This window comes from Varibaculum sp. C0165D1 (assembly GCF_056590355.1).
In genome coordinates, this window is sequence record NZ_JBWPVY010000002.1 from 91,172 (window position 1) to 111,186 (window position 20,015).

Sequence of the window (20,015 nt, forward strand, 5' to 3'; positions counted from 1 at the left end):
GCAAGGGGGCGAGCAAGATACCTTTGGAGTCAATCCTAAGTTAAAGCGCATTAACCCGTCAAGCACTTTTAAAGATCACGTTCAGCGTGCTCAGATAATGAGATGGATAAAAAAATCGCACCCCGAGAGGTAACTCTCGGGGCGCGATTTAAACTAAAAGGTTAGTTTACAGATCGATCTTGGTTACACGACCAGAACCAACGGTGCGGCCACCTTCACGAATAGCGAAGCCCAGGCCGATCTCCATAGCGATCGGCTGAATGAGCTCCACCGAGATTTCGGTGGTGTCGCCGGGCATAACCATTTCCTTGCCCTCGGGCAGGGTGATAACGCCGGTAACGTCGGTGGTACGGAAATAGAACTGGGGACGGTAGCCAGAGTAGAAGCTCTTGTGGCGGCCACCCTCGTCCTTCTTCAAGATGTAGACCTGACCCTCAAACTTGGTGTGAGTGGTGATCGAACCGGGCTCTACTACAACCTGGCCACGCTCCACGTCTTCACGCTTGGTGCCGCGCAGCAACAGACCGGTGTTGTCGCCAGCCTCGGCCTGATCCATCGACTTGTGGAAGGTCTCGATACCGGTAACCGTGGTCTTCTGCGGTGCGCGAATACCCAGGATTTCCACCTCGGAGTTGAGCGGGAGCTTACCGCGCTCCACACGACCGGTAACCACGGTGCCACGACCGGTAATGGTGAAGACGTCCTCGATCGGCATCAAGAACGGCTTATCCAGGTCACGAACCGGTTCCGGAATGTATTCGTCAACCGCTTCCATCAGTTTCTGAATCTGGCCAACCCACTTCTCGTCGCCTTCCAGCGCCTTCAAAGCAGAAACCTGAATGACCGGGGCGTTATCCCCATCGAAGTCCTGGCTGGACAGCAGGTCGCGGCATTCTTCCTCGACCAGTTCCAGCATTTCTTCGTCGTCAACCATGTCGCACTTGTTCAGAGCAACCAGGATGGCGGGGACGCCCACCTGACGAGCGAGCAGTACGTGCTCACGGGTCTGAGCCATGGGGCCGTCAGTTGCGGCAACCACCAGGATCGCGCCGTCCATCTGAGCTGCGCCGGTAATCATGTTCTTGATGTAGTCGGCGTGACCGGGGGCGTCTACGTGTGCGTAGTGACGCTTCTCGGTCTGGTATTCCACGTGGGAAACGTTAATGGTAATCCCGCGTTCGCGTTCTTCCGGAGCGTTGTCTACGTCCTCGAAAGGAGTAAACGCGTTCAGTTCCGGATAGGTGTCGTGCAGCACTTTGGTGATAGCCGCGGTCAAGGTGGTCTTGCCGTGGTCAACGTGCCCAATAGTACCAATGTTAACGTGCGGTTTATTCCGCTCGTACTTAGCCTTAGCCACTTAATGTCCTCCTGGACTCGGGTAGTTATCTATCGCTTGGTTGTCAAAGTAAAGGTTAACACCCAACGCGAATGATCTCCTACGGGTTTTTCTGTGATTTTTAATAAATTAAAAGGTACCCGCGAGGGCTATTCGCCTCGGGTCTTAGCAATGATTTCCTCAGCAACTGAGCGGGGGACCTCATCGTAGCTGTCAAACTGCATGGTGTAAACGGCGCGACCCTGCGTCTTTGAACGCAAGTCACCCACATACCCGAACATTTCCGACAGCGGAACCTTTGCCCGGACTTCCTTCACTCCATTGACATCGTCCATGGACTGAATAAATCCGCGGCGAGAGGAAAGGTCGCCCATCACGTCGCCCATATACTCTTCTGGCGTCCGGACCTCAACGGCCATAATCGGCTCCAGCAAAGTGGGCTTAGCGCGGCGAGCGCCCTCCCTCAAAACCATGTTACCGGCAATCTTGAATGCCATTTCTGAAGAGTCGACGTCATGGTAAGCACCATCCGTCAGGGTCGCTTTGATACCGGTTAAAGGATAACCAGCCAAAACGCCCCCCTCCATGGCTTCTCGAATGCCCTGGTCAACCGAAGGAATATATTCACGAGGAATACGTCCGCCGGTAATCTTATTAACAAACTCGTACGGTTCTTCCGCATCCGTGGGAAGCGGCTCGAAAGTAACCAGTACCTTTGCGAACTGGCCAGAACCACCGGTCTGTTTCTTGTGGGTGTATTCCACATCCTCGACCGTCTTGCGGATGGTTTCGCGATACGCAACCATAGGCGCGCCCACGTTTGCTTCCACATGGAACTCGCGTTTCATCCGGTCAACTAGCACGTCCAGGTGCAGCTCGCCCATACCGCCAATCACGGTCTGGCCGGTCTCGTCATCTAGACGCACGGTAAAGGTCGGGTCTTCTTCTGCCAGGCGCTGAATCGCAATCCCCAGCTTCTCCTGGTCAGCCTTGGTCTTGGGCTCGATGGCCACGTGAATAACCGGATCCGGGAAGTTCATCGATTCTAGAACTACCGGCTGATCACTCTCACACAAGGTATCGCCAGTGGTGGTGTCCTTCAAGCCCACAAAGGCGTAAATGTTACCAGCGTGCGCAACCTCAATCGGATTTTCCTTATTGGAGTGCATCTGGAAAATCTTGCCGACGCGTTCACGCCGTCCCTTGGTGGCGTTCAGCAGCGGGGAGCCCGCCTTGATGTGCCCGGAGTAAATCCGGACATAGGTCAGCTTGCCATAGAAGGGGTGCGCGGCAATCTTAAATGCCAGCGCCGCCAAGTGGGCGTTCTCGTCCGGAGGACAAAGAATTTCTTCTTCCTCGTTATTGGGGCTGTGTCCTTCCAGAGCCGGAACATCCAGCGGAGAAGGCAGGTAACGCAAAACGCCATCCAGAACCGGCTGTACGCCCTTGTTCTTGAAAGCACTGCCCGCAAACACCGGGTAGATTTCGCTCTTCAAAGTGAGTTCGCGAATACCGGCGATGATTTGATCATTGGTGAGCTCACCGTTTTCTAAGTAAGCCTCCATCAATTCGTCATTGGCTTCGGCCGCCGCGTCAATCAGTTTCTCGCGGTATTCTTCAGCGCGATCTTTCAGGTCAGCGGGGATTTCTCCATATTCGAGAACCGCACCCAAAGTGGGGTCTCCCTTGGATACTTTCGCGCCCTTCTTATTAGCCTCTGCAGCCTGCTCTTCGCTGAAAGTTTCCGGGAAGTAAACAGCCCGCATTTCCAGCAGGTCAACGATTCCCTTGAACTCGGCCTCGGCACCAATCGGCAGTACCATTACTACCGGCTTTGCGTGCAGACGATCCTCAATAGTCTTTACCGAGTAGTAGAAATCAGCACCCAGTTTGTCCATCTTGTTGACGAAGCAAATACGGGGTACGTCATACTTGTCGGCCTGACGCCACACGGTTTCAGATTGGGGTTCTACACCCTCTTTACCGTCAAATACGGCCACGGCACCATCGAGGACGCGCAGGGAGCGCTCTACCTCTACGGTGAAGTCAACGTGACCAGGGGTATCAATGATGTTGATCTGTTGGTCATGCCAAAAACAGGTGGTCGCCGCGGAGGTAATGGTGATCCCGCGTTCCTTTTCCTGCTCCATCCAGTCCATGGTTCCGGCACCATCGTGGGTTTCCCCAATCTTGTAGTTGATGCCCGTGTAGTACAGGATGCGCTCGGTTACAGTGGTTTTACCGGCATCAATGTGAGCCATGATGCCGATGTTGCGAACCTTAGATAGGTCAGCAAGCACTTCTAATGCCACAATTGTTCCTTCCGGTCAGAGTTACCAGCGGTAATGGGCGAAAGCCTTGTTGGACTCCGCCATCTTGTGCATATCTTCACGACGCTTCACCGCAGCACCCAGGCCGTTGGAAGCATCCAAAATTTCGTTCATGAGGCGTTCGGTCATGGTCTTTTCGCGGCGCTGCCGGGAAAAATCAACCAACCAACGCAGCGCCAAAGTGGTCGCCCGCGAAGGACGTACTTCCACTGGCACCTGATAGGTAGCGCCACCGACGCGGCGAGAACGCACCTCTAGGGCAGGACGAACATTTTCCAGGGCGCGCTTTAGCACGCTGACTGGTTCCTGCTCGGTACGTTCACGCACGCCCTCGAGCGCGCCGTAAACAATACGTTCCGCCAAAGATTTCTTGCCGTCTAGCAGCACCCGATTCACTAACTGGGTGACGATGGTCGAGTTGTAAACCGGATCAACTGCCAAAGGGCGCTTGGGAGCTGGACCTTTACGAGGCATACTACTTCTTCTCCTTCTTCGCGCCGTACTTAGACCGACCCTGGCCACGGTCACGCACACCCTGGGTGTCAAGCGCGCCGCGCACGATGTGGAAACGCACACCGGGCAGGTCCTTTACACGTCCACCGCGCACCAGCACGATGGAGTGTTCTTGCAGATTATGTCCCTCGCCGGGGATGTAAGCGGTCACTTCAATGCCGCTGGACAGACGAACACGCGCCACCTTCCGCAGTGCCGAGTTCGGCTTCTTCGGGGTGGTGGTGTAAACACGAGTACAAACGCCGCGACGCTGGGGCGAGCCCTTTAGCGCGCGAGTTTTACTCTTCGCCTTCTTAGTTGAGCGTCCTTTGCGGACCAACTGTTGGATGGTAGGCACTACTTCTCCTGTTACTTAATGTCGAAACACTTGCCACGCGGTACCGAAATATCTGCCCCAGAAACGGGCATACTGCACCGCCGGGGCCGGCCCGCAAGGTTAAGGCTGCACAGGATGCTGGCCTAGGTAATCAGCGGATCGCGCCTAACTGACTTACCCTTAACGTCCGGAGCTCAACGGAGAAGAGCCCGTGCCAGAAAAATCTGGCTAGTTCGGGGCCCGGTATCGCGGGCACCATGATTAAAATTAGCCAGCCACCCTGTCGCTGGTCAAACCGGATTAGCAAATAAAAGCCCTTTTGTGACTGATTCCATGAGTAAAGCTCCGATTTTGGGATCCTGCGTCAATATTACAGGCGGGTTCGTGTCGGGTTGGTTCCTGGCTTATTATGAGGAATCGTGTGTTCATCTAGCCTGCCCGCGAGCGAAGATTTGCAATACCGCGTATCTAGGCTAAGCAATCGCGAGTGCAGCTTTGAGCAGGTATTTGAGCTTTTAGAGCAATATCAGCATTTGCTTTCACCTGCCACAGCTGAGCGCAGCACCCTTACGGTTTGGAGCGGGGAGCGACTCAAGTTGGCGGGCTTAGGAATAGCTTGGCAGGCCAGCTTTAGCGGCGAAAACAGATTTGCGGCTGCCGAGGACGCCTGGCGGGATCTGTGTGAAACTAGCCAGCATACGACTGGTAGCGAAGTTGAAAGTTCCGAGGTAGCTGCCGGTTTCTCGCGCGAACGAGCAGGACAAATAAGCTGGCCGTTGGTTTTAGGGAGTTTCGGGTTTACGCCCGCTACCCCCTCGCTGCTGCTAGTACCAGCTTTAGCGGTGGTTTCCAGTGGCGGTAACACTTGGCTGTGGCAGGCTCGCTTTCAGGCAGGGCAAGAAGATTTCCGAGGAAGCCGGGGAAATTCTGGCGCAACTGCCGAGAATGTGCAAAAGGCGGCAGGGAATAATAGGGAAGAAGCCCAAAGCGAAGCCTCGGGCACTAGGGCAGAAGCAACAGAAAACACGCAGGTTGGCAGCCCCTCCTTGGGCTCTTGCCCCGCGCGAAATACCAACGTAGCAATTCCCCCGCAACCATCCCCGCTCTCCCCCTCCCTCCCCGCGCAGGTAGTTAGCGAAACGTACCCGCATTTGCAGCCGGATGCATGGATGTCGGCAGTGGGGCGCGCTGCCGAGGAAATTCGCGCGGGGCGAGCAGAAAAAATCGTACTTGCCCGCGATAAGGAACTCCGCTTTGAACAGGATGTTTCCTTGGTGCGAGTTACCAAATACTTGGCTGAAACCTACCCCACCTGCTGGACTTATGCGATTGGCAACCTGGTGGGAGCCAGCCCCGAAATGCTCGCCAGCGTCAGCGAAGGGAGGCTGCTGTGCCGCGTCCTCGCGGGCTCGGCCCTTCCCTCTCAGGAGCAACGCCTGCTAAGCGACCCTAAAGAGCAACTTGAGCACCGGTTGGCAGTTCAAAGCGCCGAGGAGTCGCTAACTGGTCTCGACTTAGATTTAGAGGTGCCTGCTCCGCGCTTGCTGCACCTGGGGTATGTTACGCATTTGGCGACCGATATTACCGATGAAAACCTTGCTGATCAGGGAGTTAGCTCTTTGCGTGCAGCGGCGGCACTTCACCCCACGGCAGCGGTTTGCGGAAAGCCCCGCGAAGTAGCTGCTGCGCGCCTGGCCTCCCTAGAGAATATGGATCGGGGTCGCTATGCCGCCCCGATTGGATGGATGGATGCTGCCGGCGAGGGCGAATGGGCAATTGCTTTGCGGTGCGCCGAGCGCGACCCGGCTCGCGCTGATACTTATCGCCTGCTTGCCGGAGCGGGGATTATGGGAGATTCCGATCCGCAGCGCGAGCTGGCCGAAACCAAAACCAAAATGTCACCGATGCGCCGCGCCCTCCAGGCATAAACGAGGTTAAAGGGCAGCTAACTCCCGAAGGATTTCAGATTCCAAAGCGGCACGCCGAGAACGCAAATCCGGCAGGTAAGCATTGATTTCCACGATTTCCCGGCGCGGATCCCCACGAAGAATCGCTTTCAGTTCCTCGATATCCTGGGCGCAGCGGTATTCCCACCCCAGGCCGGCCGCCAGGGCGGAGAGATCGAAATGCTGCGGCGTCAAGAAGTAGCGCTCGAAGACTTCCTGGTCACTAGCTTCACCGTGTTCGAGGGTAGCGAAGATGCGTCCTCCCCCATCGTTAAGGACCAGCACCTGCGCGGTGGGCTCATTTTCGAGTTGCCCAGTTAATAACCCGGTCAAATCATGCAGGCAGGTCAGGTCCCCGATAATCAGCCGCACCCCGCGCCCCGTTCCAGCAGCCAGTCCCAAGGCGGTCGCGATATTTCCGTCTATGCCTGCCAGCCCGCGATTCGCGCAATAGGTAATCCCGCGGTCACCGCGTGCTGCCAAATCGAAAGCACGAATCGCGTTGGAGGCACCGAGCATAGTCAGTGGAGGCGCACAGGTGGCAGCCACTTTTTTCCCGTCCGGTTGCGCAAGCGCGCTATTGCCGCTCCCCGAGCAGCCCTCACCATCGGCATCTCTCACGCTATCGGTGCTGTTCGGGGAGTTAATGCTTTTCTGGCTAGTTTCCCAAGAAGCATCGGGGTCACGATTAACCCACTCCTCATAGATATCCTCGTAAATACGGGCGAGGGCATAAGGATCTATCCCCATTTCCAGTTCTCGCAGGTTATCCGCTAGTTCCGGGGTACCGTCAGGGGAAGTCATGCGGAGGCGGTGGGCAACTTCGTTCGCGGTTTGTCCGCCTTCACTCGAGGTAGCAAAAACATGCTTTTTTACCTGCCCCGCTCCCGTGACCTGCACATCCCCTGCCCCTTCCGGAAGACCGCGAGGGTCGAGCGCAGCATAGTTGGCGTTTTGCCAAACGGTGACCGCCCGGCGATCTATACAGCTGCGGTAGGCGCGCTCAACCGCTTGCGCGGCCTCGCGCCAACGCGCCAGCCAGCTAGGACTGGAAACCGCCGGGAAAACCTTATCTACCTGTGTGGAGGTAGTAGCTATATATTTTCCAGTGAGGTTAGTTGCCATTCCCAAGCTGGGCAGGCAATAGATCGGGATATCCTCTCGGGAAAGCAGCGCAGTTACCGGACGGGACAAAGTAGCATGACCAGCTATAATCACCTGCTCTACTTCACCTGCGAGGGCGGGGAGCACTTGCGCCGCGTGCGCGATCTGCACTGCGTTTCCTGGTTTCAGGGTAACGGTCGGCTCCGCCAACACCGGCAGTCCCCATTGTTGCGCTGCCTGTGCCACCTGCGGGGGACATTGATCCGCTAAAACGACCAGAGTCTTTGCGATTTTCCGGGGAGCTTCACCGGCACCCTCCGCCACTACCTGAGTTTTTAAGGGGTTTTCTAAGGATGCAGCGCTTGCAGCTTCACCTAAAGCAAGACCTTGCAGCTCGGCAGGAATCTGCCAGCTGGTGGAGCTCACTAAGGGCGGCGCGAAACATAAATTCAGCTGTAACGGGCATAGCTGCCCGCGTTTTTTGCTACCCGTGCCCCAGGCCTCCTCAAAGGCATCACTAAGACTTTCTTTTACCGTATCCAGGTCGTCCTCGCTGGCGTCAATATCTAGCGCCATTGGACAGGCAGCCCCAAAAATTCCCTTTTGCCAGGTAGTTTGATTCGCACCAGTTCCGCGAGCGGAGCGGGGACGATCAGCGGTCACAGCTACCAGCGGAATTCCGCAGTGCAAAGCTTCTAGCATTCCCGCATGCAATTCGGCGACCGCAGTACCGGAGGTCACTACCAGGGCTACCGGGGTGTAGGCCGCGTCCTCGCCTTTATAAATTCCGGATTTCGCCAACCCGAGGGCGAAGAAAGCTGCAGAGCGTTCATCCAGGCGCACATGAGTACGGACTACCCCTGCCTGCGCTAACGCCGCCAAAGCATAGGTGAGAGGCGCAGACCGGGAACCGGGAGAAATCACAAAATCGCGCACTCCGGCGCGCACCAACTCGCTAACTGCCAGCCGCGCCAAGGCGGTGGCCGACTCTAGAGTTTCTCCGGCCGGATCCAGGTTTTTATTATTTTGAGAGCGGCGGGAGGGAGTGGAGAGGAAAGAAACATCACTCACCTACTAGCTACCTCCGCTACATCTCGCATTCGCTGATCCCAACGTTTAACCAGGTCGCGGCGATCATTATCATCTGGGGCGCTAATTAAATCCGCATTTATTTCCACTTCCTGCACCTCTAGCTGCCCCTCTTTAACCTGCCAGGGCTGGCGGGAAACATCGGATTTGAGCAGTTGGCTAGTCGCCAGGCCGCAGGCATGGGGGAGCTGGTTCATCGCGGCGGCGGCGCGCACCCCCAGTCCGATACCGACCGCGCTATCAACCGCGGAAGAAACCACCACGTCCATGCCGCGTGCATTAGCTTTTTTCGCCAAATCAATAACCGCGGAGACGCCCCCCAAGGGCTGGATTTTCACGATCATCACATCGGCGCAGCCTGCCGGCAAGTCAGAAAGCGGATCTGGGGAGCGGCGAATCAACTCATCGACCGCGAGCGGCACCGAAGTGGCGGCACGTAACTCCAACAAATCTCCTGCGCTCTTGCAGGGCTGCTCCACATATTCCAGCCCCCAAGCTGCCTCATCTAGGGCAGCAATCGCGGTTTTGGCTTCTGCCAGGTTCCACGCGCCATTAGCGTCTACCCGGATTCGATAATCCTCACCGAATTGATTTTCGAGGGCGGCGCGCACTGCTTTCACCCGCTGAACGTCATCGGCAAGTTCGGTGCCCCGATCTGCGACTTTAACTTTCGCAGTCCGGCATCCGCCGCTTTGCTCTACGATTTGGGCGGCGCGCCCAGAGGAAACCACGGGCACGGTCACGTTCACGGGAACGCTGGCTCGCACCGGGTCTGGCAGCTCTTCCGTCAGGGCATTAACCGTTGACCACAACCAACGTTTGGATTCGTGCGGGCCATAATCCCAGAAGGGCGCGAACTCGCCCCAGCGGTTCCCCGAGCGTAATAACACGCCCTCACGCACTATTATCCTGCGGAAACGGTTTACGAGAGGCAAAGAATAAACGAGCGCCTGGTCAATTTCAATCGGAGGAAACTCGGAATTATCAAAAAGTTTACTGAGGTCACTGACCTGCGAAGCCGGTACCTCAACTAGCATTGGAGTGCTGATGTTTCCTGCCATTATTTTCCCTTAAAACCTCGTGTTATCGTTTTACTTCCGCAAACGATACTTTTTCGCTTACCACTGCCTATTTCGGTCTTTCTACTTCCTATTGTGGGTCTTTTTGCCCTGAAAACCCTAATAGTAGTAGGGAAAAGTTGACCAATCTGGTTCCCGGTGCTCCAAGAAGGCGCGCCGCCCCTCCTCGGCCTCATCGGTAGTGTATGCCAGGCGAGTAGCCTCCCCCGCGAACAACTGTTGTCCCAGCAAACCGTCATCTGCCAGGTTGAACGCATATTTTAGCATCCGGATAGCCTGCGGGGATTTGCGGGCAATAGTCAGCGCCCACTCTAAGGCCACGGTTTCTAGTTGCTGGTGCGGCACTGCCGCGTTGACTACTCCCCAATCTGCGGCCTGCCGGGCATCATAAGTGTTCGCCAGGTAAAAAATTTGCCGCGCGCGCTTGTCCCCCACCTGCCGCGCCAGGAGCGCCGAGCCATAACCCGCATCAAAAGAACCCACATTCGCGTCAGTTTGTTTAAACCGGGCATGCTCCTGGCTGGCCAGCGCCAAATCGCACACCACCACTAGAGAGTGCCCACCCCCGGCAGCCCACCCGGGAACCGCAGCGATTACCGGTTTAGGCATCGAGCGAATCAGGCGCTGGACTTCCAGGATGTGCAGGCGCCCAGTCCGGGCCAAATCCAAGTTTTGGCGGCGCTGGGAAACTTCCGCATCCGGATCGGCGCCCTGCTGCTCGTAGCGATAGCCACCCCGGTCACGAATCCGCTGGTCACCACCGGAACAAAAGCTGTAGCCTCCATCGGAGTCGGAGGGGCCATTCCCAGTTAGGATTACCGCCGCCACATCGGCGGCGCTACGCGCATATTCCAGGCAAGCCAGCAGCTCGTCCACGGTATGCGGACGGAAAGCATTGCGCACCTGGGGACGGTCAAAAGCAATCCGCAAAACTGGTAGTTTATCCCCGTTTTCTCCGGAATCAGCCAATTCAGTGGCCGCGAAATCAGTTAGTTCATAGCGGTCACGCCCCGGTTTATAGGGTTTGTGCTGCTCCTGAGCTTCAGATGAGGACGAGGCGCTATCCTCCCCTCCCACTTTCACTACTGCTCGATGAAAAGTGAGGTCAGTTAGCTTTTCAAAGCCGGGAACTGGAATCCACCGTTGCTCATCGAAAGTGTCAGAAACATATTCAAGCTGGCTCATACCCCCACCCTACCGCGCAAGCTGCTACCCGATTTCCATGCAGTGTCATTCCTGCGCAGACCCTAGGTTTTTCCTTATTCGTCGGGTCTGGCTCGGTAAAAGCACTCCGGGGCAAACGCAGGGGATCAGTTTCCCCTGCAGTTCCCGCGCGGAGCCTAGGTTTTTCCTCCTGCCCAAGAATCCGGAAAACGTAGCGGCGTTTTCCGAATTCTTATGCCCACCGCGCCTACTCGGATAAAACCTAGGCTCCACGCTGGCTGGTATGAACTGCGTAAGGGTCGAGCTGTAAAAGATGCGAGAGGGGGCTTGAGCCGAGCGAAGCGAGGGTCACTGGGGTCCCCCGAGCGCTTTTACGGCCCGACCCGCCCCGGGAGAAAAACTATCCCTCACGATTGAAATGGGATAGTCGAAACTGGCGATAGACTAGGCGCTGACGGCTATTTTCGGAGGTTGGCTTTGCGTATTGTTCCCTCACCGAGCACGGACGCTCGGGCAGCCAGCGAAGTTTTAGCTCCTCAAACCAGCAATGGCGGTAAAGATTCCCAGCTTGAGGAAACTGAAAACACTCCGCAAATTGTCTGGTTACAAAGCGAACCGAACGTAGAGAAAAAATTGGGGGAGAAAACTGAGGATTCTGCCCCACGCGCGCGGCCGCTGATTTTCTTGCCGGTATCCGATGATCCCGCTCGCGATACCTTATTTTTTACCGCGCTACGCACCGCCCTCTGGCCGGACAAATTTACCTCCCTGCCCACTATTGATTTGTCGGCAGTTGCCGTGCCGGCGAAACCTTTTTTTGCGCTGCGGATCCTGGCGGATTACCACCCGATATTTTTCCCGGCGCGTACCGAGCGTCTGTCCCGCTCTTGGGCTCGCCAGCAAGCATTGCGGTTGCAGCGCCTGCCGGAGCAGGTAAGTTTTATTCTTTCAACTTCCGGCTCCACCAAGCCTGGAGGGCGTCTCGTGGGGATTTCGCTGGCGGCTTTGCGCGCTTCCCATCAGGCAACCGCGCAGCGTTTAGGGGGTACTGGCATTTGGGTGTCGGCGCTGCCTCGGGATCATATCGCCGGTTTCCAAGTGATTGCCCGCGCCTATGCGGGGGGAACCGAACCGGTAACTATCGACATGACCGGCGGTTTTAAACTTTCACGCCTGAGGGAGGCACTGCAAAACCTTTCTCCGGCGGGCGTCCCTATTTATTTATCATTGGTTCCCACTCAGCTGACCCGCGCCCTCGCTGATCCAGAAACCCTCGCGGCTTTGCGCCTTTGTTCCGCGATTTTGGTAGGCGGAGCGCGCATCTCCTCCTCGCTGCTAACTGCCGGGCGCGAACAGGGGTTGAACCTGGTCACCACCTATGGGATGACCGAAACTTGCGGAGGCTGCGTCTATGACGGTGTTCCCCTGCCGGGAGTCAAAGTTGCGGTTAACGAGGGCAGGATTTGGCTGTCTACCCCCACTTTGATGAACGGCTATTTAGAGGCAGAATCCGACCCAGAAATCCAGGTTTTCGAGGGGAAACCCTGGCTGGCTACCAATGATGCCGGCAAGATAATTTTTGAGGGCGCGGATACGAGCAAAACGGCAACCCAAACTATTGATGACTCCACCCCAGCTCACCTGGAGGTGCTCGGACGCTTAGATGACACCATCATTTCTGGCGGGGAAAATATCTCTCTACCGCGGGTGACCCGGGCAGCGGAACAGGCGGGATTTGCAGGGATTGAGTTCTGCGGGCTAGCAGATGATGAATGGGGACAGCTACTCTGCGCGGTTTTTTCGGCAGCCTCTTTACCCGCCACAAAGCCCGAAAATCACCGCAACCTTGCCCATTTAGGCCACCAGCTGCGCGAATCCCTCAGACAGCAGTTACCGCCCTCGCATCTGCCCCGCGCGGTGGCGCTGCTCCCCCAATTTCCGCTGCTGCCCAGTGGGAAACTAGATCGCCGCGCCCTGCAAGCGGATGCCCGCGCCGCCGATAAAGAAAACCGCACCTGGCGCAAATAAATGGCTATTGACCAAATTGGCATTAGCCCCAAATAAGGAGAGGCGGCGAGGACAACCCCGCCGCCTCTACCAGTAAGTTCAGTTACTTCTTTAGCACCTGGTGGTAGGCCGCCAAGTCCAGCACCCCGTTACCGGAAAGCCCAATCAGCATCACCTGATCATCGCCGGCCTCCCCGGAACGAATGAAGTCCAGCGCCCCCGCAATCGCGTGGGTGGATTCGGGAGCAGGAATAATCCCCTCAGCACGCGCGAACTCTAACCCAGCCGCAAAAGTCTGTTCTTGCGGATAGGCACGCGCCTCCATCAATCCCAAGTGATAGGCGTGCGAAACCATTGGCGCCATCCCGTGGTAGCGCAAACCACCGGCATGAATGGGATCCGGCACGAACTCATGCCCCAGGGTGTACATCTTCATTAAGGGGGTCAGACCCGACATATCCCCGAAGTCGTAGCGGTATTCGCCTTGCGTCAGCGAAGGACAGGCTGCCGGCTCACAGGCGACCACCCGCGCATTCTTGCCTTCCCGCAGATTCTCGCCGATAAAGGGAGTAGCCAGACCACCCAGGTTAGAGCCACCCCCGGCGCAACCGAAAATGAAGTCCGCGCCGGATTCGCCCGCTTTAGCCAGTTGAACTTGTGCCTCCAAGCCAATCACCGTCTGGTGGATAATCACTTGATTCATTACCGAGCCCAAAGCGTAGTGCGCCTGCGGATCCGAAACCGCAGATTCGACTGCCTCCGAAATTGCCATCCCTAGAGAGCCGGAAGTATCGGGGTTTTCAGCTTGTATCCGGCGGCCTGCCTCGGTGCGATCGGAGGGCGAACTCCAACATTTTGCGCCGTAAGTTTCCATTTGCATGCGCCGATAGGGCTTTTGATCATAGGAGGAACGTACCTGCCAAACTTCACATTCCATTCCCAGCATGGCGCAGGCCATCGCCAGGGAGGCACCCCACTGCCCAGCCCCAGTCTCGGTGGTGAGACGTTTAATCCCGGCCACCGCATTGTAGTAGGCCTGCGCTAATGCCGAGTTCGGTTTATGGGACCCGGCCGGAGAATTACCTTCATATTTGTAGTAGATGCGGCATTTAGTGCCGAGCTTTTGCTCCAAGTTGTGCGCGCGATAAAGGGGCGCGGGACGGAAATTGGTATAGAGTTCCCGGATTCGCTGGGGAATCTCGATATAGCGTTCCTTGCTCATCTCCAGTTCGATGAGCCCGGGAGCAAACAGAGGTTCCAAATCTTTCGCGGTAATAGGTTCGCGGGTCTGCGGGTTCAGGTAGGGAGGCATCGGCTCCGGGAAGTCCGCGACCAGGTTGTACCAGCGAGCAGGGATGTGGTTATCGATCGGAAATCCTAAGGGTTGGATTCTAGGGTTATCAGTCATCTTGTTTTGCTCCTCATTGAAATATCACTTCTATTAAATAGTTTCCGCTGGCGGGAGACAAAAAAATACCCGCCACCTGGCGGGTTCTATAAATGCCTGAAAGAAAGGACCCGCCTAGGCGAGCCACCACCACTGAATCGACTTGATCGCTGTTTCTTCCATGCCCCTATGCTAGCGAAAACGTGATAGCTACTACAAGCCGTCTCAAAAATTGGCGTTTTGCTTTTCGGGGCTTTAATCTAAACGTAGCCATCAAGAGCAGTGCAGAGACCTGGCTCGCGCACTGCAGCAACCGATCAGACGGTGCTAATGCCAGGACCGATGGGAAGGTACTTATGAGCGACGCTAATGTGGAAAAGCCGCTGATTGAGCTGCGGGACGTCTATAAAATTTATCCCCGCAAGAAACAGGATAAGCTGCACGCCCTCGACGGTATCTCCCTAAAAATTGGGGCCGGGGAAATCCACGGCATCGTGGGGCAATCGGGAGCCGGAAAATCTACGCTTATTCGTTGCCTGACCGCTTTGGAACATCCCACTTCGGGAGAAATCCTGGTGGCGGGACAAAACCTTTCGACCCTTTCTGAAAAGCATTTGCGTCAGGCACGCCGTTCTATTGGGATGGTGTTTCAGGCGGCTAACCTGCTGGATTCACGCACTGCTGCCGGCAATATTGCCTATCCACTTTATTTGGCGGGACAAAAGCGCGGGGATCGCCACGAGCGGGTTCAAAAACTGCTAGATCTGGTGGGGCTGCATGACCGTGGTTCCTCTTATCCCTCCCAACTTTCCGGGGGGCAACAGCAGCGAGTAGGGGTCGCCCGCGCACTTGCCGATGAGCCGCAAGTCTTGCTATGCGATGAACCCACCAGCGCTTTGGATACCGAATCCACCCAGCAGATCCTGCACTTAATCAAGGACGTGCATGACCGCCTGGGCGTAACCGTGGTGATCATTACCCACGAAATGAGCGTGGTCCGCGAGATTTGCACCCACGTCACTTTGCTAGAAGGCGGAAAGATCGTACAGACCGGTTCGGTAGAGGACGTAGTCAAGGATCCGTCTTCGCGACTGGCTAAAGACCTGGTTCCGCCCCCCAATGTTGACGAAGAAGTAACTTTAGACGGCGAGCCCGCCTCGGTAGTAGATATTGCTTTCACTTCTTCGCCAGGGGTGCCCACCGGATCTAAAGTTATGGATCTGGTGGCTAGCCTGGGCGGCGATATCGTGGCCGGAACTTTTGAAACCGTGGGAACCACGCAGGTTGGTCGTCTAGCTCTGGGAGTTAAAACCACGGAACTGGACGGCTTTATTCGGGAACTGGAAAATCATCAGATCTATACGGAGGTGCGAGCATGAGTCTTATCGCTACTACCTCACAGGTTGTGACCTTGATGCCTCTGACTGTGGAGGCTTCCGGCAGGTGGTTTTCCAATCCGGTGATTACTAATAATCTTCTGGACGCCACTTTAGAAACCATCTACATGTCGCTATGGTCGGGATTTTTCTCGATTCTGCTGGGGCTGCCGATTGGTTTGCTGCTGGTAGCTACCGCTCCGGCGGGGCTACTGTCAGGATCGAAGATCGCGCGCGTGCTCTACTCGGTGTTGGGATTCATCGTGAACGTAGGCCGCTCGCTGCCCTTCGTTATTTTGATGATTTCGATTCTTCCTTTTACTCGCCTGCTGGTGGGCACCACTTTGGGGTGGAAAGCGGCAGTAGTTCCGCTGACCCTGGCGGCGGCGCCGTTCTTTGCCCGCCTGGTGGAATCCAATGTGCAGGGGGTAGAAAGCGGCAAACTAGAGGCCGCTAAAATGGCGGGTGCTTCTAACTGGCAAATCATGATGGGGGTGCAGGTGCGCGAAGCACTGCCCGCCCTAATTCAGTCAGTTACCGTCACCTTGATCTCTTTGATTGGTTACGGCGCGATGGCAGGTACTTTGGGTACCGGCGGCCTGGGGGCGCTTGCCATAAACTACGGTTACAACCAGTTTATGGGTGACGTTATGCTGGTCGTGGTTATCGACATCCTGCTGATCGTGGTCATCGTGCAGTGGGTGGGCGATATGCTTAGCCGGCTGGTAGATCACCGCTAAGGGAAAACCAGTCGGAGATTCTTACCGCTCTTAGCGGTTTTCGATAAAACTTTCATTCCTTGGCTACCCGCTGGGTAGCTGGAAAAGTCCCGTCCTCGTCCGCTTGGTAGACGCCGGCGGGGACAGGCAAGGAAACTTTGTAAACTACCTAAAAAACAACTAATTAAAAGGAAAAGAAAATGAAAACTTGGAAGAAAATTGTGACCGCAGCTGGAGCTGCTGGTCTGGCCTTAAGTCTGGCTGCCTGCGGCGGTAGCTCCTCTGGCGACAACAATAAACTGATCGTAGGCGCTTCCCCTGATCCTCATGCGAAGATCTTGCGTTACGTGGCCGATAACTTGGCTAAGAAACAGGGCATCGAGTTGGAAGTTAAAGAGTACACCGACTACGTCCAACCGAATGAAGCTCTGAATTCTGGGGATCTGGATGCCAACTATTATCAGACGGTTCCCTACTTCGATGATCAGACTGCCAAGCACAACTGGCAGTTCGATCACGGTAAGGGAATCCACCTAGAGCCGCTAGGAATTTATTCCGAAAAGATCAAGGATATTAAGGATCTGAAGGACGGCGCCAAGATTGGGATCATCAATGACCCCACTAACCAGGCGCGTGCTCTAAAACTACTGGCTGACAATGGTTTAATTAAGTTGCCGAAGGATGAGAAACAGCAGAAGGTATCGGTGATTGCCAAGTCTAAAGAATACAATCCGCGCGGCTTTGAGCTGCCTGAGGTGGAAGGTCCGCAGTTAGTACGCGCCCTAGCTGACGTAGAAGTCGCGGTGATCAACGGTAACTTTGCGCAACTTGGAGGCAAGGAGCCCTCTGAAGCCTTGATCTTGGAGTCTACCAAGAATAATCCTTCCCTGAATATTCTGGTTTGGAAGAAAGATTCCGAAAAGGTAGAGGCAATTAAGAAGCTGGACACTTTACTGCACTCTCCGGAAGTCAAGGCTTACATTGAGAAGACTTGGCCGAACAAGGCAGTGCTACCTGGTTTCTAATCCGACTAATCTTGTCGCTTTAAAAATCTAATCGCCTTAAATCTCCGGGGCGGGGCAGAAGATATTCTTCGCCCCGCCCCTTTTTGTGTCTACTTTTGTGTCTACAAGTCGCTTAGGCGATTACCCTGCAGTTATCAATAGCCGCAAGAATAGCTGTCAGATTTCAAAGTATCGCTTAGCGGGGTTACCCACGCAGAGTAACCTGACATAGCGGGGATCCGGCATGCACCTCACCTGGCGTGAAGTCGAGGGTTTTCACTTGATCACGTCCGATAAACACCACCGGGGTCACCGGATCTTTTTCTAGCACGAGCAGCCGAGGGATATCGACCTCGACTAGGGGCTGCCCGGCACTAACCTCTTCGCCCTCGCCCCGCAGTAGCTTAAAGCCCTCGCCCTTAAGCGCTACGGTATCTAGTCCCACATGTACCAGCACTTCTAGGGCTCCAACCTCCCCCACCAGCACGAAGGCATGTCCGGTTTTAAAAAGTTTTACGATTTTCCCACTAACCGGAGCCAAAACCGACTGCACCTTCGGTAAAGGACGAATAGCCACACCCTCCCCCATCATCTTTTGGGAAAAAACCGGATCTGGAACCGCGGTTACGGGGATAACTTCTCCACTAAGGGGAGCCAGTATCGATACGGTGGTGTTCATTTCTTATCCCTTTACCTCAAAAGTATGCGGCTAACTTCCCGACGGTTGTTTTCATGGGTTTCCCCGCGAGGAATATCGCCGGAAACAGCAATACCCAAATATCCTATGTTTCCGGCCATCCGCAATTTTTATTTCCCAGCTTCCTTCGAAGCCTATCGCTAGATTGCTCACTAGCGACAAACATAATAGCTGGCGAAAGCGAAAGGCGTAGAATCGCATCCTCCAATAAATACCTATTTCCCCACGTTAGTTTGTAAAGTAGATGCTTAGAGGGAAAAAGCGCCGCTTAGCGCCGCGACCCAGAAGGCTAGGTACAGAAAGAGGGAACGGAAAATGGAAACCGCTAACACTTCCAACGTCCAGGAATCAAACGAGCTTAAAGAGCGGGTGGCACTGAACCGTCAACTCGCGCAGATGCTCAAGGGGGGCGTGATTATGGATGTCACCACCCCGGAGCAGGCGCGGATTGCCGAGGACGCAGGCGCGGCGGCCGTTATGGCACTAGAACGTATCCCCGCCGATATTCGCGCAGCGGGCGGCGTTTCCCGGATGAGCGATCCGGCAATGATCAAGGGGATTCAAGAGGCGGTTTCTATTCCGGTGATGGCGAAGTGCCGGATCGGGCATTTTGTTGAAGCCCAGCTACTGGAAGCTATCGAAATCGACTATATCGATGAATCGGAAGTCCTCTCCCCCGCCGACGACATCTACCACATTGATAAAACCCAGTTCAAAGTACCTTTCGTGTGTGGGGCACGTAACCTGGGCGAAGCGCTTCGGCGCATCGGCGAGGGTGCCACCATGATTCGTACCAAGGGCGAGCCGGGAACCGGCGACGTAGTACAGGCGGTTAGCCATATGCGCGAGATGAACGCGGAAATCCGCCGGGTTTCCAGCCTGCGCGAAGATGAGATTTTTGAGGCCGCCAAGCAGCTAGAAGTACCACTGGCACTGCTGAAAGAAGTGCACGATTCCTCGCGTCTGCCGGTGGTAAATTTCGCGGCCGGCGGGGTAGCCACCCCAGCGGATGCGGCGTTAATGATGCAGCTAGGTGCTGAGGGCGTGTTCGTGGGGTCGGGTATTTTCAAGTCCGGTAATCCCGCGAAACGTGCCAATGCCATTGTCAAGGCAGTCACTAACTTTAAGGATGCGAAACTGATCGCCGAATTGTCCGAAAATCTGGGTGAAGCCATGGTGGGTATTAACGAAAGCGAAATCGACCTGCTGATGGCCGAGCGCGGAAAGTAAACGGTCAGAAAACAGGACAGCGGTAGCAACGGACAGCTTGCTACCGGCACTAATAGTAGGCGAAAAATAGATGGAAAAAGTTGGCGTCCTCGCAGTTCAAGGTGCCTTCATTGAACATGAACAGTGCCTGCGGGAACTGGGGGCTCAGGTAGTTCAGCTGCGCGAAGCCGCAGACCTGCGCAGCGGTTTTAACCGCCTGGTATTACCGGGCGGAGAATCCACGGTGCAATCAAAACTACTGATTGAACTGGGAATGGCTGATCGGCTGCGGGAAATGATTACTGCGGGAATGCCGGTTCTAGGTACTTGCGCAGGATTAATCTTGCTGGCCAAACGAATTATGGGCAAGCGCAGCGTAGATCGCACGGCGCTAGGTACCTTAGACGTAACCGTAGAGCGTAATGCCTATGGGCGCCAACTCGGTTCCTTTAACGCCCGCGCAGACTTCGCGGGAATGGAAGATCTGCCGATGACTTTTATTCGTGCCCCTCGTATTAGCGAAGTGGGACCGGATGTAAAAGAACTCGGGCGGGTAAATGACCTGATTGTGGGGGCGCGAGCCGGCAATCAGATCGGGGTTACTTTTCATCCCGAATTGACCGGCGACCCGCGCCTGCACCGAATGTTTTTGAACCTCTAATTCGCTTAGCCCGATGCCTAACTAGCACGGTAACTGCCGCTAGTTTGGCAGGATACAGCTGACGTTACCAGGTACCCG

16 protein-coding genes are annotated in these 20,015 nt (G+C 55.6%); 7 read left to right on the plus strand and 9 right to left on the minus strand.

Going from position 1 to position 20,015, the window contains the following annotated elements; translation table 11 throughout:
• Positions 1 to 166: 166 nt before the first annotated feature.
• The 4 genes from tuf to rpsL form a co-directional block, all read right to left on the minus strand.
• The gene (gene tuf, locus AC1EKS_RS03030; protein ID WP_481008770.1) at positions 167 to 1,357 is read right to left on the minus strand and encodes an elongation factor Tu; all 1,191 of its coding nucleotides are present in this window, start codon (positions 1,355 to 1,357) and stop codon (positions 167 to 169) included.
• 128 nt (positions 1,358 to 1,485) lie between these two features.
• Positions 1,486 to 3,648 (minus strand): elongation factor G, encoded by a 2,163-nt coding sequence (gene fusA / locus AC1EKS_RS03035; RefSeq protein WP_481008771.1) that lies wholly within the window; start codon positions 3,646 to 3,648, stop codon positions 1,486 to 1,488.
• 21 nt (positions 3,649 to 3,669) lie between these two features.
• On the minus strand, positions 3,670 to 4,140 hold the full coding sequence (gene rpsG / locus AC1EKS_RS03040) for a 30S ribosomal protein S7 (protein WP_481008772.1): 471 nt from the start codon (positions 4,138 to 4,140) through the stop codon (positions 3,670 to 3,672).
• 1 nt (position 4,141) lies between these two features.
• Entirely contained in the window at positions 4,142 to 4,516 is a 375-nt protein-coding gene (gene rpsL / locus AC1EKS_RS03045; RefSeq protein WP_022864284.1) for a 30S ribosomal protein S12, read from the minus strand.
• 398 nt (positions 4,517 to 4,914) lie between these two features.
• Between rpsL and AC1EKS_RS03050 the strand changes: the two genes are divergently transcribed.
• Positions 4,915 to 6,423, plus strand: a complete 1,509-nt coding sequence (locus AC1EKS_RS03050) for an isochorismate synthase (protein ID WP_481008773.1) — start codon at positions 4,915 to 4,917, stop codon at positions 6,421 to 6,423.
• Positions 6,424 to 6,429: 6 nt separating this feature from the next.
• On the opposite strand, the gene AC1EKS_RS03055 is transcribed toward AC1EKS_RS03050, so the two are convergent.
• The 3 genes from AC1EKS_RS03055 to AC1EKS_RS03065 all read right to left on the minus strand — a co-directional run bounded on the left by AC1EKS_RS03055 (position 6,430) and on the right by AC1EKS_RS03065 (position 10,898).
• Positions 6,430 to 8,616, minus strand: coding sequence for a thiamine pyrophosphate-binding protein (locus tag AC1EKS_RS03055; RefSeq protein ID WP_481008774.1), 2,187 nt, complete (start codon positions 8,614 to 8,616; stop codon positions 6,430 to 6,432).
• Positions 8,613 to 9,695 (minus strand): o-succinylbenzoate synthase, encoded by a 1,083-nt coding sequence (locus AC1EKS_RS03060; RefSeq protein ID WP_481008775.1) that lies wholly within the window; start codon positions 9,693 to 9,695, stop codon positions 8,613 to 8,615. Before AC1EKS_RS03060 ends, AC1EKS_RS03055 begins: the two co-directional genes overlap by 4 nt.
• 117 nt (positions 9,696 to 9,812) lie before the next feature.
• Positions 9,813 to 10,898, minus strand: a complete 1,086-nt coding sequence (locus AC1EKS_RS03065; protein ID WP_481008776.1) for a 1,4-dihydroxy-2-naphthoyl-CoA synthase — start codon at positions 10,896 to 10,898, stop codon at positions 9,813 to 9,815.
• A 450-nt stretch (positions 10,899 to 11,348) separates the two neighbouring features.
• On the opposite strand from AC1EKS_RS03065, the gene AC1EKS_RS03070 reads away from it, so the two are divergent.
• Positions 11,349 to 12,905, plus strand: coding sequence for an AMP-binding protein (locus tag AC1EKS_RS03070; protein WP_481008777.1), 1,557 nt, complete (start codon positions 11,349 to 11,351; stop codon positions 12,903 to 12,905).
• 82 nt (positions 12,906 to 12,987) lie between these two features.
• On the opposite strand, the gene AC1EKS_RS03075 is transcribed toward AC1EKS_RS03070, so the two are convergent.
• Positions 12,988 to 14,292, minus strand: coding sequence for a TrpB-like pyridoxal phosphate-dependent enzyme (locus AC1EKS_RS03075; protein ID WP_481008778.1), 1,305 nt, complete (start codon positions 14,290 to 14,292; stop codon positions 12,988 to 12,990).
• Between the two features lie 335 nt (positions 14,293 to 14,627).
• Between AC1EKS_RS03075 and AC1EKS_RS03080 the strand changes: the two genes are divergently transcribed.
• From AC1EKS_RS03080 to AC1EKS_RS03090, 3 genes are all read left to right on the plus strand, one after another.
• Positions 14,628 to 15,650, plus strand: a complete 1,023-nt coding sequence (locus AC1EKS_RS03080) for a methionine ABC transporter ATP-binding protein (protein WP_481008779.1) — start codon at positions 14,628 to 14,630, stop codon at positions 15,648 to 15,650.
• The gene (locus tag AC1EKS_RS03085) at positions 15,647 to 16,387 is read left to right on the plus strand and encodes a methionine ABC transporter permease (protein WP_481008780.1); all 741 of its coding nucleotides are present in this window, start codon (positions 15,647 to 15,649) and stop codon (positions 16,385 to 16,387) included. The genes AC1EKS_RS03080 and AC1EKS_RS03085 overlap by 4 nt, the downstream gene beginning before the upstream one ends.
• A 179-nt stretch (positions 16,388 to 16,566) precedes the next feature.
• The gene (locus tag AC1EKS_RS03090) at positions 16,567 to 17,391 is read left to right on the plus strand and encodes a MetQ/NlpA family ABC transporter substrate-binding protein (RefSeq protein WP_481008781.1); all 825 of its coding nucleotides are present in this window, start codon (positions 16,567 to 16,569) and stop codon (positions 17,389 to 17,391) included.
• A gap of 184 nt (positions 17,392 to 17,575) precedes the next feature.
• Here the strand turns inward: AC1EKS_RS03090 and AC1EKS_RS03095 are convergent, their stop codons facing one another.
• A complete protein-coding gene (locus AC1EKS_RS03095; protein ID WP_481008782.1) occupies positions 17,576 to 18,049 on the minus strand; it encodes a PTS sugar transporter subunit IIA in 474 nt (157 codons plus the stop codon).
• 333 nt (positions 18,050 to 18,382) lie between these two features.
• On the opposite strand from AC1EKS_RS03095, the gene pdxS reads away from it, so the two are divergent.
• Together pdxS and pdxT are read left to right on the plus strand one after the other, a co-directional pair.
• The gene (pdxS, locus tag AC1EKS_RS03100) at positions 18,383 to 19,297 is read left to right on the plus strand and encodes a pyridoxal 5'-phosphate synthase lyase subunit PdxS (protein WP_481008783.1); all 915 of its coding nucleotides are present in this window, start codon (positions 18,383 to 18,385) and stop codon (positions 19,295 to 19,297) included.
• A gap of 70 nt (positions 19,298 to 19,367) precedes the next feature.
• On the plus strand, positions 19,368 to 19,937 hold the full coding sequence (gene pdxT / locus AC1EKS_RS03105) for a pyridoxal 5'-phosphate synthase glutaminase subunit PdxT (protein ID WP_481008784.1): 570 nt from the start codon (positions 19,368 to 19,370) through the stop codon (positions 19,935 to 19,937).
• Positions 19,938 to 20,015: the final 78 nt, after the last annotated feature.